The 13,497-nt window shown below is 65.6% G+C and carries 14 protein-coding genes; 6 read left to right on the forward strand and 8 right to left on the reverse strand.

The features are described from left to right. Window positions 1–9: 9 nt before the first annotated feature. Window positions 10–942, forward strand: coding sequence for a GNAT family N-acetyltransferase (locus Q2M23_RS38315; protein ID WP_076832641.1), 933 nt, complete (start codon window positions 10–12; stop codon window positions 940–942). Window positions 943–1,147: 205 nt separating this feature from the next. Here the strand turns inward: Q2M23_RS38315 and Q2M23_RS38320 are convergent, their stop codons facing one another. From Q2M23_RS38320 to Q2M23_RS38330, 3 genes are all read right to left on the reverse strand, one after another. After that, window positions 1,148–2,404: an aminopeptidase gene (locus tag Q2M23_RS38320; RefSeq protein ID WP_076832644.1), complete on the reverse strand. Its 1,257-nt coding sequence runs from the start codon at window positions 2,402–2,404 to the stop codon at window positions 1,148–1,150. A 114-nt stretch (window positions 2,405–2,518) separates the two neighbouring features. Then, on the reverse strand, window positions 2,519–3,880 hold the full coding sequence (locus Q2M23_RS38325) for an adenylosuccinate lyase family protein (protein WP_316398817.1): 1,362 nt from the start codon (window positions 3,878–3,880) through the stop codon (window positions 2,519–2,521). 60 nt (window positions 3,881–3,940) lie between these two features. After that, window positions 3,941–4,330: a carboxymuconolactone decarboxylase family protein gene (locus tag Q2M23_RS38330; RefSeq protein WP_083715163.1), complete on the reverse strand. Its 390-nt coding sequence runs from the start codon at window positions 4,328–4,330 to the stop codon at window positions 3,941–3,943. Between the two features lie 136 nt (window positions 4,331–4,466). On the opposite strand from Q2M23_RS38330, the gene Q2M23_RS38335 reads away from it, so the two are divergent. Genes Q2M23_RS38335 through Q2M23_RS38350 form a run of 4 tightly spaced genes read left to right on the forward strand, consistent with a single transcriptional unit; the run spans window position 4,467 to window position 8,072 of the window. Continuing rightward, window positions 4,467–5,426, forward strand: a complete 960-nt coding sequence (locus tag Q2M23_RS38335) for a Bug family tripartite tricarboxylate transporter substrate binding protein (protein WP_057020101.1) — start codon at window positions 4,467–4,469, stop codon at window positions 5,424–5,426. Between the two features lie 19 nt (window positions 5,427–5,445). After that, window positions 5,446–6,333, forward strand: a complete 888-nt coding sequence (locus Q2M23_RS38340; protein WP_316398818.1) for an NAD(P)-dependent oxidoreductase — start codon at window positions 5,446–5,448, stop codon at window positions 6,331–6,333. Continuing rightward, window positions 6,330–7,310, forward strand: a complete 981-nt coding sequence (locus Q2M23_RS38345; protein WP_316398819.1) for a Gfo/Idh/MocA family oxidoreductase — start codon at window positions 6,330–6,332, stop codon at window positions 7,308–7,310. The genes Q2M23_RS38340 and Q2M23_RS38345 overlap by 4 nt, the downstream gene beginning before the upstream one ends. A gap of 6 nt (window positions 7,311–7,316) precedes the next feature. Further along, a complete protein-coding gene (locus tag Q2M23_RS38350; RefSeq protein WP_028337580.1) occupies window positions 7,317–8,072 on the forward strand; it encodes a GntR family transcriptional regulator in 756 nt (251 codons plus the stop codon). Here the strand turns inward: Q2M23_RS38350 and Q2M23_RS38355 are convergent. Continuing rightward, a complete protein-coding gene (locus Q2M23_RS38355; RefSeq protein WP_016847287.1) occupies window positions 8,069–8,197 on the reverse strand; it encodes a hypothetical protein in 129 nt (42 codons plus the stop codon). The genes Q2M23_RS38350 and Q2M23_RS38355 overlap by 4 nt on opposite strands. Window positions 8,198–8,581: 384 nt before the next feature. On the opposite strand from Q2M23_RS38355, the gene Q2M23_RS38360 reads away from it, so the two are divergent. Next, a complete protein-coding gene (locus tag Q2M23_RS38360) occupies window positions 8,582–8,758 on the forward strand; it encodes a hypothetical protein (protein ID WP_162832420.1) in 177 nt (58 codons plus the stop codon). Between the two features lie 285 nt (window positions 8,759–9,043). Here Q2M23_RS38360 and Q2M23_RS38365 read toward each other — a convergent pair whose 3' ends face one another. The 4 genes from Q2M23_RS38365 to Q2M23_RS38380 form a co-directional block, all read right to left on the reverse strand. Beyond that, window positions 9,044–10,615: a serine hydrolase gene (locus tag Q2M23_RS38365; protein ID WP_316398820.1), complete on the reverse strand. Its 1,572-nt coding sequence runs from the start codon at window positions 10,613–10,615 to the stop codon at window positions 9,044–9,046. A gap of 100 nt (window positions 10,616–10,715) precedes the next feature. After that, window positions 10,716–11,633, reverse strand: a complete 918-nt coding sequence (locus tag Q2M23_RS38370; RefSeq protein WP_316398821.1) for a DMT family transporter — start codon at window positions 11,631–11,633, stop codon at window positions 10,716–10,718. A 198-nt stretch (window positions 11,634–11,831) separates the two neighbouring features. Then, window positions 11,832–12,098 carry a hypothetical protein gene (locus Q2M23_RS38375; RefSeq protein ID WP_141340539.1) on the reverse strand — a complete coding sequence of 89 codons (267 nt, stop codon included), beginning with the start codon at window positions 12,096–12,098 and terminating at the stop codon, window positions 11,832–11,834. 432 nt (window positions 12,099–12,530) lie between these two features. Beyond that, window positions 12,531–13,301, reverse strand: coding sequence for an SDR family NAD(P)-dependent oxidoreductase (locus Q2M23_RS38380; RefSeq protein WP_076832663.1), 771 nt, complete (start codon window positions 13,299–13,301; stop codon window positions 12,531–12,533). Between the last annotated feature and the right edge of the window lie 196 nt (window positions 13,302–13,497).

The following is a 13,497-nucleotide window of genomic DNA, read 5'->3' on the forward strand; positions in this document are numbered from 1 at the left end:
TCTCGACTCATGGATGACGGCATCACCATCCGGCCGCTTCGAGAGGCTGATGCGGAAGCGGTGGTCGAACTTTACGCAAAGGCAGCCGCGGTGGAACCGCGGCTAGGCCCTGTCACGCTGCCGCAATGGGACCAGTTCCTGAAGCTGCCGCAGAACCGCGGCGGGCGCGACTTTCGCGTAGCCGAGCGCGATGGCGTGCTCGTCGGCCTCGCCGAGTCGTCGTTGCGCGACCAGGGCGCGCATCACACCCGATTCCTCAAGATCGTCGTGGCGCCCGAGATGCGCCGCCGCCGGATTGGCCTCGCGCTGTTCGACGAGGTGCTTGCGATCGACGCCGACGCCGATCTCACCGTTCAGACGCTGGTGAGCAGCGACTGGCCGGCCGGAATGGCCTTCGTGGCCGCCTTCGGCTTTGTTCATGTCGAGTCCGAGATCGGGATGAAGTGCGTCGAGCCGTTGCAGCCGGCGCGCACGCTCGCGGCCGCGCGCGCCACCATCGAGCAGGTCAGCGACGTCACCGCCTGCGCGGGCGAGGTCGCGCGCATCCATAACGCCGCCTATGCGTCGGACGCCGCCTTCCGCCTGTACTCGCGGGAAGAGATGGCGCAGGTCCTGACCGAGAGCGAAGTCTGGATCGCGTCGGAGGATGGACAGATGTCGGGCTTCTGCCTGACTGAACTGGAGCGGAACTCGATGTGGATCGAGTCGGTCGCCGTCGACCCGGTGCGGCAGGGACGCGGGCTCGGCCAGCTGCTGGTTTATCGCGTGCTGGCCGCACACGACGTATCGGTCGAGCACCCGTGCTGGCTCAACGTCTCGAGCCGCAACGCTCCCGCGCTGAAGATCTATCGCCGGCTCGGCTTCCGGCCGCAGCACGAGACCTGCCGCTTCAGCGCGCCACGCGGCGACCTGCTCGCCGCGCGGGGGCGGAGGTTTCAGTAGAGCGCGATGAGATTGGGTCGGTAGCGACGGCGACGGGATTGCGCTCCCTCGCCCCGTTCTTACGGGGAGAGGGTTGGGGTGAGGGGCCTCTCCACATATTCGGTGACAGCTGCATTCGCGGAGGCGCCCCCTCACCCGGATCGCATCTGAAGATGCGATCCGACCTCTCCCCGCACGCGGGGCGAGGTGAAGAGCGTCGGCCCCCTTACGCCCACTCGCCCTTGCGGAACACCGGCACGCTGCGACCGTCGGCATGGATGCCGTCGATATCGGTGTGGGCGGAGCCGATCATCCAGTCGATATGGATCAGGCTCTTGTTGCCGCCCAGCTCGGCGATCTGCTGCGGCGTCAGCTTGTCGCCATTAACGAAGCATTTCGAGTAGCACTGGCCGAGCGCGATGTGCGAGGCGGCGTTCTCGTCGAACAGCGTGTTGAAGAACAGCAGCCCGCTCTTCGAGATCGGTGAGGAATGCGGCACCAGCGCGACCTCGCCGAGGCGGCGCGCGCCCTCGTCGGTGTCGAGCACCTTCTTCAGCACTTCCTCGCCGCGCGAGGCCTTGGCCTCGACGATGCGGCCTTCCTCGAACTTGACCGAGATATTGTCGATCAGCGTGCCCTGATAGGACAGCGGCTTGGAGCTGACGACGTGGCCGCTGACGCGGCGGCAGTGCGGGGTGGTGAAGACTTCCTCGGTCGGGATGTTGGCATTGCAGACGATGCCGTTCTTGGCAGTCGACGCACCGCCCTCCCATTCATGACCGTCGGCGAGGCCGATCGTGAGGTCCATGCCGGGTCCGGAATATTTCAGCGCGTGGAAGCGCTGGCCGTTCAGCCATTCGGTGCGCTCGCGGAGCTTCGCATTGTGCTGTGCCCAGGCGGCGACGGCGCCATCCTGATCGACGCGGGAGGCGGAGAAGATCGCATCGGCAAGCTTGGCCACCGCGACGTCCTCGGCATCGTCGGGGAACACCTGCTTGGCCCAGGACGTGCTCGGATAGGCGATGATGTTCCAGTTGGTGTCGAAATTGACGATCTTCTCCAGTGCCGGCTGGTAGGCGATCGAATTGGCCTTGCTGGCGCGCGCCACCTTGACCGGGTCTTCGCCCGACAGCAGCATCGGATTGTCGCCGACGATCGCAAGCCGCGCGGTGTTGGCGCCGAACGCCTTCGCCATGCCCTCATAGAGCCAGCTTGCGGCGCGATCGAAACTCGCATCGTTGGCGTAGCGGTAGCGCGCCAGCGTAAGCTCCTCGTCCGAGAAGAATGGCGTCACGAGACCCGCACCGGCCTTGTAGGCATGCTCCACCACCCGCCGCACCAGCGGCATCGCTCCGGCGGGCGCCGTGAGCAGGAGATCCTGCCCCGGCTGCAGCTGCAGGCCGACCTTGATCGCGACTTCGGCGAGCCGGTCGAGCTTCACGGGATCGATCGATGCGGAAAGGTTGCGTTGATGTGCGGTCATGAAGCGCCGTGTCGTTTGAGGAACCCTCGGGATTCGTAGTCCAATTCGATCCGCATCCGCAAGGTTCCTGCCCGCCGCGCCCGATCACGCGACGGCGAGCAATTGCCTCGAATTTTACTGCTTCACCGAGGCCAGCACCCGGTCGACCATCTGCGGCGCCAGGCCGAGATAGTTTTTCGGCGCGGTGAGGCGGTCGATCGTCGCCCGATCGATCCGGCTGGCAACGCGATCATCCGCCGCTAGCGCCTCGGCCAGCGTCAGGCCCTTGTCGTTGGCGAGGCGGCAGGCGTCATAGACCACGTCATGCGCTTCCTGCCGGCCGATCGACGGCGCGAGGCCCATCATCACGGCTTCGGCCACGATCAGCCCGCGGCTGATGTCGAGATTGTCGGCCATCCGTTGCTCGTCGACGATCAGACCGCCAAGCGCGAACCTCGCCTGGTGCAGCGCGCCCGCGGTCAGCACGAAGCTTTCCGGGATCGCCATCCATTCGGCGTGCCACGGGCCGGTGGCGCGCTCGAAATCCTGCACCATCGCATCCAGCATCAGGCCGGCATGCTGGCGCACCGCCTTGGCGGCGGCGAGCATCAGCTCCGACGAGATCGGGTTGCGCTTTTGCGGCATGGTCGAGGACGCGCCGCGCCCTTTGACAAACGGCTCGTAGACCTCGGCGAACTCGGTCGACGCCATGATCATGATGTCGAGTGCGATCTTACCGAGCGTTCCCGTGACCAGCGCGAGGAAATTCACCGCTTCCGCCAGACCGTCGCGGGCGACATGCCAGGTCGAGACGGGCACGCCGAGCCCGAGTTCCTCGCACAGCGCCTGCTGGACCTCGAATCCCTTGTCGCCGAGCGAGGCCAGCGTGCCGGCGGCGCCGGCGAACTGGCCGATCAGCACGCGCGGCTTCAGCTCCACAAGCCGCGCGGCGTGGCGATCGAACGCGGCTAGCCAGATCGCGGTCTTGTAGCCGAAGGTCACCGGCAGCGCCTGCTGCAGATGGGTGCGGCCGGCCATCGGCGTGTCGCGGTATTTTGTCGAGAGATCGGCGAGGATGCCGCGCAGCGCAGCGATGTCGTCCTCGATGATCTTCAATCCGTCGCGCAGTTGCAGCACCACGGCGGTGTCCATGACGTCCTGCGTGGTCGCGCCCCAATGGACGTAGCGGCCGGCCTCGCCGCACTGCTTCGCCATCTGATGCACCAGCGGCAGGATCGGGTAACCGACGACGTCGGTCTCCTGCCGCAGCAGATCGAAATCGAGCGTGGCAACATCGGTCCGCTTTGCGATCTCCGCGGCGGCTTCGGCAGGAATCACGCCGCAGCGCGCTTCGGCCTTCGCCAGCGCGACCTCGACCTCGGCGTAGCGCTCGATCAGCCGCAGATCGGAAAACACCTCGCGCATCTCGCGCGTGCCGAAGGCATCGCGAAACAATACGGAATCGAGCACGGTGGTCGAGGTCGGGAAGGCGGACATGGGCAGATCCTGTTGCCGGTCGCGGTCGGCAACGTCCCTATCACGGCAGGGGCCGGTGCCCTACCCCTCCGGCGGCGCCTCACCGAACACCTCGGCTGCGATCTTGCTGGTCTCGATCGCGGCCGGAATGCCGCAATACATCGCCACCAGCAGCAGCACGTCCTGCACCTGCGCGGCGGTGCACCCATTGGCCAGCGCGCCCTTGGCATGGACGCGGAACTCGGCCGGCTTGCTGCTCGCCGCGGTGATGCCGAGCATCACGAGGCTGCGGATCTGGTCGGACAGCCCGCTACGCTCCCAGACGTCGCCGTAGACATAGGCATTGATGATGTTCTGCAGCGGCGTGCCGAAATCGCCCGCAGCGGCCATCCGCTTGGCGACGTCGACCTCGCCGAACATCTTCTGGCGCCGGCGCAGTCCGCGCGCATGGAGATCGCTGATGTCCACCATCGTCGTCGGGCTCCCTGAATGGACTATTTATACGGATAAATATGACGCACCTCAACATTCCAGCGGGCCTAACGCTTGCCTTTCTGATGTATTTGTCCGTATAAATTTGCAAAAGCAGACACGGGAGGAGACCGGGATGAAGTTACGGCTGGGGCTGCTCGTCGTCCTGCTTGCGACGCTTCCCATCCTGCCGGCTTTCGCCGCCGACGATTTCCCGCAACGGCCGCTCAAGATCATCGTGCCGTTCCCGGCCGGCGCCGGCCCCGACAATGTCGCGCGGCTGGTCGGCCAGCATCTGCAGGACGCGTTGGGCCAGACCGTGCTGATCGAGAACCGCGCCGGCGCGCTCGGCAGCATCGGCGCCCAGGAGGTCGCCCGCAGCGCGCCCGACGGCTACACGCTGTTGATGGGCACCAACACCACCCATGCCAGCAACGTCGCGACGCTGAAGAGCCTGCCCTACGACCCGGTGAAGGACTTTGCGCCTGTCATCCGCACCACCACGACGGCGATGGTGCTGCTGGTCAATCCGAAGCTCGCGGCCAGGGACCTGCCGCAGTTCCTCAGCTACGCCAAGGCCAATCCCAACCTGACCGCGGGCTACGGTTCCGGCGCATCGCAGATCTCGATCGCCCAGCTGCAATCGCGCGGCGGCCTGTCGCTGGTCGCGGCGTCGTATCGCGGCGTCCCGCAGGCGATGACCGACGTGATGGCGGGGGTGATCGATCTCACCTTCGGCGACTTCTCGGTCGCGATCCCGCAGATGCAGGGCGGCACCTTGCGCGGCATCGCCGTGACGTCGGCGACCCGCAACGAGCTGACGCCCGGCCTGCCCGCGCTCGCGGAAGCGATGCCGGGCTTCGAGGCCACGATCTGGTACGGCCTGTTCGCGCCCGCCGGCACGCCGGAACCCGTGGTCAGCAAACTCTACGCCGAGTGTGCGAAGTACCTCGCGATGCCGGAGACGAGGAAGAAGCTCGCCGATGTCGGCGTGATGGTGGCGCCGCTCGCGCCCGCCGAGTTCGGCGCCTTCGTCAGGAGCGAGGTCGTGCGCTGGTCGGCGGAGGTCAAGGCGGCCGGCATCCAGCCGCAATAAAGCGAGGCGGCGTCGCATCATGGCTTGCGAGACACCTGTCGGCATGATTGGCCTCGGGCTGATGGGATCGGCGCTCTCCGCGCGGCTGATCGACGCCGGCATCGGGGTGATCGGCTTCGACATCGACGCGGCGAAGACAGATGGCCTGAGAGCCAGCGGCGCCGAGTTCGCAGCGTTCGCCGCCGACGTCGCGGCGCGCTGCCGGACCATCGTCATCGCGGTGTATGACGCGGCCCAGGTCAGGACGCTGCTGCCGGACCTCGCCAACGCGACGTCGCCGCCGCGCGTCATCTGCACCACCACCTGCGCGCCGGGTGAGATCGTGGCAATCGCCGAATTCGCCTCCCGCTCGCGCCTCGCCTTCATCGAAGCGCCGATCTCGGGGACCAGCGCCGAGGTCCGGGCGGGCACGGCCACCGCGCTGGTCGCCGGCGATGCCGACATCATCGACGCCGCCGCGGCGACGCTCGACATTCTCTGCCCGCAGCGGGTCAATGTCGGCGCGATCGGCAATGCCAGCCGCACCAAGCTCGCCATCAATCTGATCCTGCAGAACAACCGCGCCGCGCTGGCCGAGGGCATCGCCTTTGCGGAAAGCCTCGGCCTCGACGGCGCGGCGTTCCTTGCGACCGCGCGGCAATCGGCGGCATATTCCAAGGTGATGGACAGCAAGGGGCCGAAGATGCTGGCGCGGGATTTCTCGCCGCAATCGCATATCGCGCAGACCTTGAAGGATGCCGAACTGATCCTGCAGGAGGCCGGGCGGCACGGCCTGCCCTTGCCGCTGACCTCGGTGCAGGCCGAACTGCTGCGCGCGGCGATCGCGCTTCAAGGGCCGGACAACGACAGCGCCGCGGTCATCGAGGCGATCCGGGCCGGCCGCGGCCACGGTGAGGGACAGTCATGATCAACTGTGCGATCGCGGGCCTCGGTCGATGGGGCCGCGCACTGGTCGGGGCCGCGCGCAACGAGCCGCGGCTCAGGATCGTCCGCGCGGTGGAACCCGACACCAACGGCGCCGCCAGCTTTTGCGAGGCGCACGGCCTCTCCGTCGCGGCGAGCCTGGACGATGTGCTCGCTGACGCTCGCATCGATGCCGTGCTGCTGGCGACGCCGCATTCGCTGCACAAGGGCCAGGTGATCGCGGCAGCCAGCGCCGGTAAGCAGGTGTTTTGCGAGAAGCCGCTGGCGCTTCGGCGCGCCGATGCCGCGGAGATGTTCGCAGAGTGCCGCAGCGCCGGCGTGGTGCTCGCGGTCGGGCATAACCGCCGGTTCTGGCCGTCGATGCAGGCGCTGCGCGCGATCACAGCCAGCGGCGAGCTCGGCACCATCCTGCATGTCGAGGGCCACAATAGCAACGAGAACTCGCAGACCATCACGCAGGGCTGGCGGGTGTCGCCCGAGGAATCGCCGGGCGGCGGCCTGACCGGCGCGGGGCTGCATGTGCTCGACGGCTTCGTCAGCCTGCTTGGTCCCGCGCGCCAGGTCTATGCCCGGTTGAGTGCGCGCGAGGCCGGACCGCCGCCGCTCGACACTGCAACCTTGGCGATTGAATTTGTGAATGGCGTGAGCGCAACCCTTGCGACAATTCGCGCAACACCGTTCTATTGGCGCGTGCATGTGTTCGGAACGAAGGGATCCGCCGAGGTGCTCGACGAACAGACGATGGTGCTGCGGAAATCCGGCGAGGCGCCTGCGACGACGCGCTATCCGGCAATCGACACCCTCACCGCGGAACTATCGGCCTTTGCCGACGCCGTCGAAGGCAAGCAGCCGTTCCCGGTGCTCGAGGCCGACGTGCTGGCGACGCTCGCCGCGTTCGAGGCCGCGCTGCAGTCGATGCAATCGGGACATCCGGTCGTCTGCCATACGGCATACCAGTGATCCGCCATGTCTGAACAACCGGACCGAGCGCGATCGTCCCGCTACCGCGACATCGCCACCGGACTGCAGAAGGACATCCGGCTCGGCACCTACGCGGTCGGCAATCTGCTGCCGACCGAGACCGAGCTGATGGCGAGCTATCAGGCCAGCCGGCAGACCGTGCGCGAGGCGCTGCGCATCCTGATCGACCAGGGCCTGATCGTGCGCCGCGCCGGCCTCGGCTCGGTGGTGATCGCATCCGAGCCGCCGGTGCTGTTCACCCACAGTGTCAAGTCGCTCGGCGAGTGGCTGCGCTATTCCAACGAAACCTACCGCGAGGTCGTGGCCAGCAGCGACATCGTCGCCGACCGCAAGCTGGCCGGGCTCTTGAAATGCGAGCCCGGCAAGAGCTGGTTCCTGATCGAGGCGGTGCGCCGCTCCGACCAGTTCGCAGCCCCGCTCGGCTGGGCCGAGATCTACGTGCTGCGCAGGTTCGCCGATGTCGTGACCCGGCCCGACCACGGCCGCACCCCGGTGCATGAGCAGATTGCCAGGATGTACGGCCAGGTCACTGAGCGCGCGCAGATGGAAATCTTCGTGCGGGGCATGCCGGCGCCGATCGCCAGGGCGCTCGGCGTCAAGACCGGCTCGCCGGCGCTCACCGTGGTACGCCGCTACTACGGCCAGCGCGAGGAACTGTTCGAGGTCACCATCACCACGCACCCCGAGGGGCGCTACACCTACACGATGGATATGCAGCGCTCGCTGCGGCCGAAGCTCTAGCGCACCCGGGCCAGATGGGTGCTGGCAGAGGTGTGTGCCGTCTGCGGGGTGCCGCTCACGCCCCAGATCGCGACCGCAATCAGCGCAGCCGCCCAGACATAAGGCACAGCATTCAACTTCTTCATTTCCGGGATCATCCCCAACGTCTCAGCAGGACCGACCGACCTTGCGACCCTGGTCGTGAATCTCACCACCGCGGTCCTCAGCGTCTCACCAGGCAGCCGTCCTTCACAACGCTACTAAGGTTAGACCTTGTCGGTTTCAGGACGCCTTCGTGCGAATCCGGAAATGATTTCGTCGGAACCGGGCTCTCTCATCCGAATTGATGAGACCGTAGGCCAATCGAGGTCGGCTTCATTCGAGGCAACACTTAAGAGAATTTTCTGCCCAAATTTGAATCAGACGCACAGCAAACCTTCCAAAGATGCACCCACTGAATTCTTTTTGATTGTCGCCCCGACTCCCGCCGTGCGATCAGGGCCTGTGACACTGTGACAAGGGCTTCTCCCGTGACTGCCGAACCGGCCAAACCGCAAGGCGACTCCCGTCGCCGCTCCAAGGAAACCCAGGACGAGGTGGCGCGGTCGCTGGAACGGGAATTGAAGCTGCTGACGGAAGAGCGCCAGGAGCGCGCGCTCCGGTTCGGCCTCGACATTGCGGGCAAGACGCCGAAGGTGGACCAATAAGGTCGCCGCCGCGCTGAGAGCCTCGGGCGCATAGTTTCCGTAGCATTGTCGATTCGCGCGGCCGTCTGCCATGGCGGTGTGCGTGTTGGCGTGCGCCGGTCGTGATTTCCTGCGATCATGCCGCCAAGATCGCTGCGCGGGCACGACGCCTTCTGCACTATTGCAACGACCAGTCCCAGCTACAACGTCCGCCGCGGCGTATGGGTCCCGGCCTTCGCCGGGACGACGCGAAGGAAGCCGAGCTTCACGTGCCCGAAATGGACAGGGACGCGGCCCGCGCTCGATCTATTGCGCGCCCGGCGCTTCAGCGTCGGCCTTAACGTCGCGGCCGAAGCGATCCTTGCCGCTGAGCCGGGCCTTGCCGCCATCGAATGACAGCAGCCATCGGCGGTCGGTATCGCCGCCGACCAGACGCAGGTCGATCGCGAATGTCTGGTTGTCCTGCCACGTCCCTTTCAGCGCCATCACGCCGAGCGCCGTTGGTTGACCGAGACGGTAGGCACCGTCGAGCCCGATCGGTCCCGCCAGTGTCGTCACCGGCCTCGCCGGATCCGGCGTCGCCGTTTCGAGTTCGTAGTGCGCGGGCTGATCCGTCAGATGCAGCGTTAGTGCCCGCAAATTGAAGCGATTGGCCGGGAAGCGCCAGGTCTTGCCGGAGATGGCGGCGGCCGTCTCGGGCACGGCACCAACCGTCGACGGCTTTTCGGTTGCGATATCGCGCAACGCGCCCGCGAGCTGATTGCCGCCGACGGAGTTCACCGGCAGCGCCGTGTCGGATTTGACCGCGCCCGAAATCTCATCGGCCATTCTGCCGAACGAGCAGTAGTCGCGCGCGGTCACGACGGTGACGATGTCGAGCGCGGGAAACAGCATGACGAGCTGACAGCGGTCGCCGACCGCCATGACAACCTGCCGCTGCGGCATGACCCAGAAGAAATTGGCGTAGCGCAACGATGAGTCGAACGAGGCGTGCATCTCGGTCGCCGCGTGCCTGATGCGGTCGACCCAGCCGGTCGGCAGCAAGCGCTGCCCGTCCCATTCACCGTCATGCAGATAGAGCAGACCGATCCTGGCCGCGTCGCGCGGCGCGAGCTGAAGCCCGCCGCCGCCCTGCGTCAGTCCGGGACCGATGCTGTGCCAGTACGGCGCGGCTATCCCGAGCGGGCGAAACAGTTTCGTCACCGCATAGTCCCGCGCGCTCATGCCGGTGAGCTTGTTGATGATGGCGGCCAACAGCTGCGCATTGCCGGTGTTGTAATCAAACGCCTCGCCCGGCGCCTTCGCCATCGGGCGGTCGAGGATGAACTGGATCGCATCAGGGCTGCGCCCCCACTCGATCAGCGAGTCCGGTCGGCTACCCTCAACGCCTTCGGTCCAGGCCATTCCCGAGGTCATGTCCAGCATGGTCTGGACCGTGATCGCCCGCTTGCGGTCGTCGAGATTGGCGATGCTGCGATCGCCGAAGAAATCCACCATGCGATGGTCGAGGCTGTCGAGCACGCCATCCCTGAGCAGCATCGCGACCAGCGTGCCGGTCACCGCCTTGGTGACGGAATTGAACAGATGCGGGATCTCCGGCGTGTAGGGCGCATAATAGGCGTCGAGCACGATCCGGCCGTGCCGCGCGATCAGGAGGCTATCGAGACCGTGGGCCGCACCGTCATTGACGAGCCGCGCCAGCGCAGCGGAATCCATCCCCTGCTCTTCCGGCGTCGAGGTCTGCCACTGCCAGTTCTGCCACTGCGAGGTCTGCCGCATCGGCTCGGCGGCGTCTTGCGCCCGGGCTGCGCCCGACAAAGCCGAAGCTGCAAGCACGAGCCCTGCAAGCATCGGCAGCGCCAAACGTTGAACTTGCATCGGCGTCTCATTACGACACGGCGGAGAGCCGCACCATCCGCGATCCCTCGCTTGCTTGTCAATCGTCGCCGCGACCGCGCGCCATCAGGACGTCGGCCGTCTAGCGCTGCCGCTGCGCGAGATAGAATCCGGCCAACACGGCGGCCAATCCGGCCACCTGCAGCGTAGTTGGTGGCTCGCCGATCAGGAGCCATCCCAACAGCAGGGTCAGCACCGGCACTGTCGCAGGAAATACGGCTGCGCGGGCAACGCCCAGGCGCTGGATCGACACCGCGAACAAATACATCGCCGCGGGCCCGGCCAGGATGCCCTGGGCAATGGCCTGCAGCGTGTTTTCATGCAGGCCGATGGCCGCATCGCGAGCGAGCCCACCCGAGACGGCATAGAGTGGAAACAGCGAGAGCGACAGCACGCTGATGACGCTGGCCACGGAGAACGCCGAGACACGCCAGTAGCGCACCAGCGCGGCGAAGCCCGCGAACATCAAGCCGGTCGCAACGAAGATCAAATCGCCGATCACGGCGCTCGGCCCCATATGGCCGATCGACTCGCTGCCGATCACGGCAAGACCGACGACAATGACGACAGCGCCGGCCGCGCGCGAGAGCGAGACCGTTTCCTTCAGCAAGACGACCGCGAGAAACAATCCACCCAGCGTCGCGCAGGACGGCTGGATCACGCTGCCGTGCCCCAGCGGCACGAACATGAAGCCGGCATAGCTGATCAGCGACATCACCGGCCCGCCAAGCAGCATCAGCGCCATGCCGCGGCCCCAGCCGATGCCGCAGAGATCGCGGAGGCCGGCGCGCACAACGAGCGGCAGGAAGACGATGCCCGACCACAGGAAGCGATGCATCAGCAGGTCGACGGGTGTGAAACCGACCTTGAGGCCGTGTCGGGTCGCCACGAAGCCGAGCGCCCAGCACAGCGCCGCACCGAGGCCGCATGCGACCCCGAGCAGGATGGCTTTCGTATCCGGAAGAGCTGCAGCCTTGGCGATGGCCGAACGTTCGTTCATCGCGAACGACTACGTTAGTGCCGGAAGCGGATCAACCCATCGATACGCACGGCTGGTTGGCGCAAGCCTGCCAGGGTCCGCTTGGATCAAGCTCTGACGTCATTCCGCGCTGCCGCGATGTCCGCTTGCTGCAAAGGGCGAGCTCGAGGGCCGGTTCACCCTAAGGGAAGCTGGCCTTTCACAGACAAGACGTGGGACTTACTTCCGCGGTTCAACCACGGTTTTTGTCGATCCGTCCGGCGCTCCCTGCATTCCCGGCGGGCTTTGACCTTGCGGGCTTTCCGGCGGCGCACCACCTGATTTTGTTTCAAGTGGCCCGGTCCAACCTTGTGGCTGCAATTGACCTTTTTCTTCCGGTGCCGAGCGCCCGGTTGCCGTGTTCACGTCCTTGTTGGGATCGGCCTGGGCTAGCGCGAATCCACACGACAACGCCCAGCCAATCGTCGTCATCAGAATGATCCTCATTCCGACCTCCCTTGGCTAATCGTACCAAACAGGCTGGACCGGCTTCGGTTCCGTTTGCCGAAGGAGGCGACCAAAACCAGCGTCAAACGATACCCGCTATGGGTCCAGCAGCGGACGTTCGGATGTGGAGCATCAATTTTAAGCCGCGGGCGAGCCGCTGCGTTGAGGAAACAGCCGAGCTGCGCCCTCAGGAAGCAACCCGCAAGCCTGGAGCACGCCGTAGACGAGCGCTGCTAGAATGATGAAACCGACAATGCGATTGAGTTTGAACACCAAATCTCGAAGCTCTTCGTTGCCAAGCGCCATATTGCCCGAGATGCATCACTCGCAGCAAGAGCACCGAGGCCACGAAGATCAACGCCGCCATCATGCCGCGATGATCGAATGCTTGTACAACCGGGCCACCAACGTAAACAAAGGCCCTTCGGAAGATCAGGCGGCGCTGTAGCCGCCGTCGACCACGTGCGATGCGCCGGTCATGAATGACGCCTTGTCCGAGCACATCCAGACCACGGCTTCGGCGATTTCCTCGGGCACGCCCAGGCGACGGACCGGCACCTTGGCGATGATCTCGTCGTAGCGTTCATCCATCGTCTCCTTTGTCATCGGCGTCTTGATGTATCCGGGATTGACGCAATTCACGCGGATGCCGTCCTGGGCATATTCGATCGCGGCGGACTTGGTCAGCCCGACGACACCGTGCTTGGTCGCGACATAGTGGCCGGACGTCGCGAGGCCGACCAGGCCTGCGATCGAGGCCGTATTGACGATGGCGCCGCCACCGCCCTGTTTGAGCATTTGCGCGACCTCGTATTTCAGGCACAGGAACACGCCCATCAGATTCACCGAGAACATCTTGGCCACCGAGGCTTGCGTGAGTTCATGAATGCGCTGGCCGGGCGGCCCGACGGAGCGCCCGGCAACGCCGGCATTGTTGAACGCACAATCGATGCGCCCGAACGCCGAAACCGTGCGGGCCACCATGTTCGCGACGTCGGCCTCGTCGGTGACGTCGCCCTGGATCGCGATCGACTGGCCGCCGGCGGCATTGATCAGCGCGACCGTCTCCTCGATGCCGTCCTTCGAGAGGTCCGACACCGCCACGCGCGCGCCTTCACGCGCCATGGCAATTGCCGTCGCCCGGCCGATGCCGGAGCCGCCGCCCGTCACCAATGCGGCCTTGCCGTCCAGAATGCCTGCCATGAGAAACTCCTCGAGCGCGATGAGAGTACGATGAAATTGGGCTGAATCATTAATGCGCATGAGCTCTTTGTTTGAGCATGTTCTTGTCGGAAAACCGCTTCGCACTTTTCCGGATTCATGCTCTAGGTGGTGTGGACTCTAAGGATTCCCTTTTGAGAGCAAATCAGATTCAAGGCTTCTTTTTGGGAGGCGGCCT

This window comes from Bradyrhizobium sp. 33ap4 (assembly GCF_032654765.1).
GTDB lineage: Bacteria > Pseudomonadota > Alphaproteobacteria > Rhizobiales > Xanthobacteraceae > Bradyrhizobium > Bradyrhizobium australafricanum.

What these genes read in the sequence shown, in the direction of transcription:
- Q2M23_RS38355 (WP_016847287.1), bottom strand. Translation starts at nt 8,197, where the DNA reads ATGAAGAAGTTGAATGCTGTGCCTTATGTCTGGGCGGCTGCGCTGATT.
- Q2M23_RS38330 (WP_083715163.1), bottom strand. Translation starts at nt 4,330, where the DNA reads ATGGTGGACATCAGCGATCTCCATGCGCGCGGACTGCGCCGGCGCCAG.
- Q2M23_RS38375 (WP_141340539.1), bottom strand. Translation starts at nt 12,098, where the DNA reads ATGAGGATCATTCTGATGACGACGATTGGCTGGGCGTTGTCGTGTGGA.
- Q2M23_RS38380 (WP_076832663.1), bottom strand. Translation starts at nt 13,301, where the DNA reads ATGGCAGGCATTCTGGACGGCAAGGCCGCATTGGTGACGGGCGGCGGC.
- Q2M23_RS38370 (WP_316398821.1), bottom strand. Translation starts at nt 11,633, where the DNA reads ATGAACGAACGTTCGGCCATCGCCAAGGCTGCAGCTCTTCCGGATACG.
- Q2M23_RS38345 (WP_316398819.1), top strand. Translation starts at nt 6,330, where the DNA reads ATGATCAACTGTGCGATCGCGGGCCTCGGTCGATGGGGCCGCGCACTG.
- Q2M23_RS38350 (WP_028337580.1), top strand. Translation starts at nt 7,317, where the DNA reads ATGTCTGAACAACCGGACCGAGCGCGATCGTCCCGCTACCGCGACATC.
- Q2M23_RS38335 (WP_057020101.1), top strand. Translation starts at nt 4,467, where the DNA reads ATGAAGTTACGGCTGGGGCTGCTCGTCGTCCTGCTTGCGACGCTTCCC.
- Q2M23_RS38365 (WP_316398820.1), bottom strand. Translation starts at nt 10,615, where the DNA reads ATGCAAGTTCAACGTTTGGCGCTGCCGATGCTTGCAGGGCTCGTGCTT.
- Q2M23_RS38340 (WP_316398818.1), top strand. Translation starts at nt 5,446, where the DNA reads ATGGCTTGCGAGACACCTGTCGGCATGATTGGCCTCGGGCTGATGGGA.
- Q2M23_RS38325 (WP_316398817.1), bottom strand. Translation starts at nt 3,880, where the DNA reads ATGTCCGCCTTCCCGACCTCGACCACCGTGCTCGATTCCGTATTGTTT.
- Q2M23_RS38315 (WP_076832641.1), top strand. Translation starts at nt 10, where the DNA reads ATGGATGACGGCATCACCATCCGGCCGCTTCGAGAGGCTGATGCGGAA.
- Q2M23_RS38320 (WP_076832644.1), bottom strand. Translation starts at nt 2,404, where the DNA reads ATGACCGCACATCAACGCAACCTTTCCGCATCGATCGATCCCGTGAAG.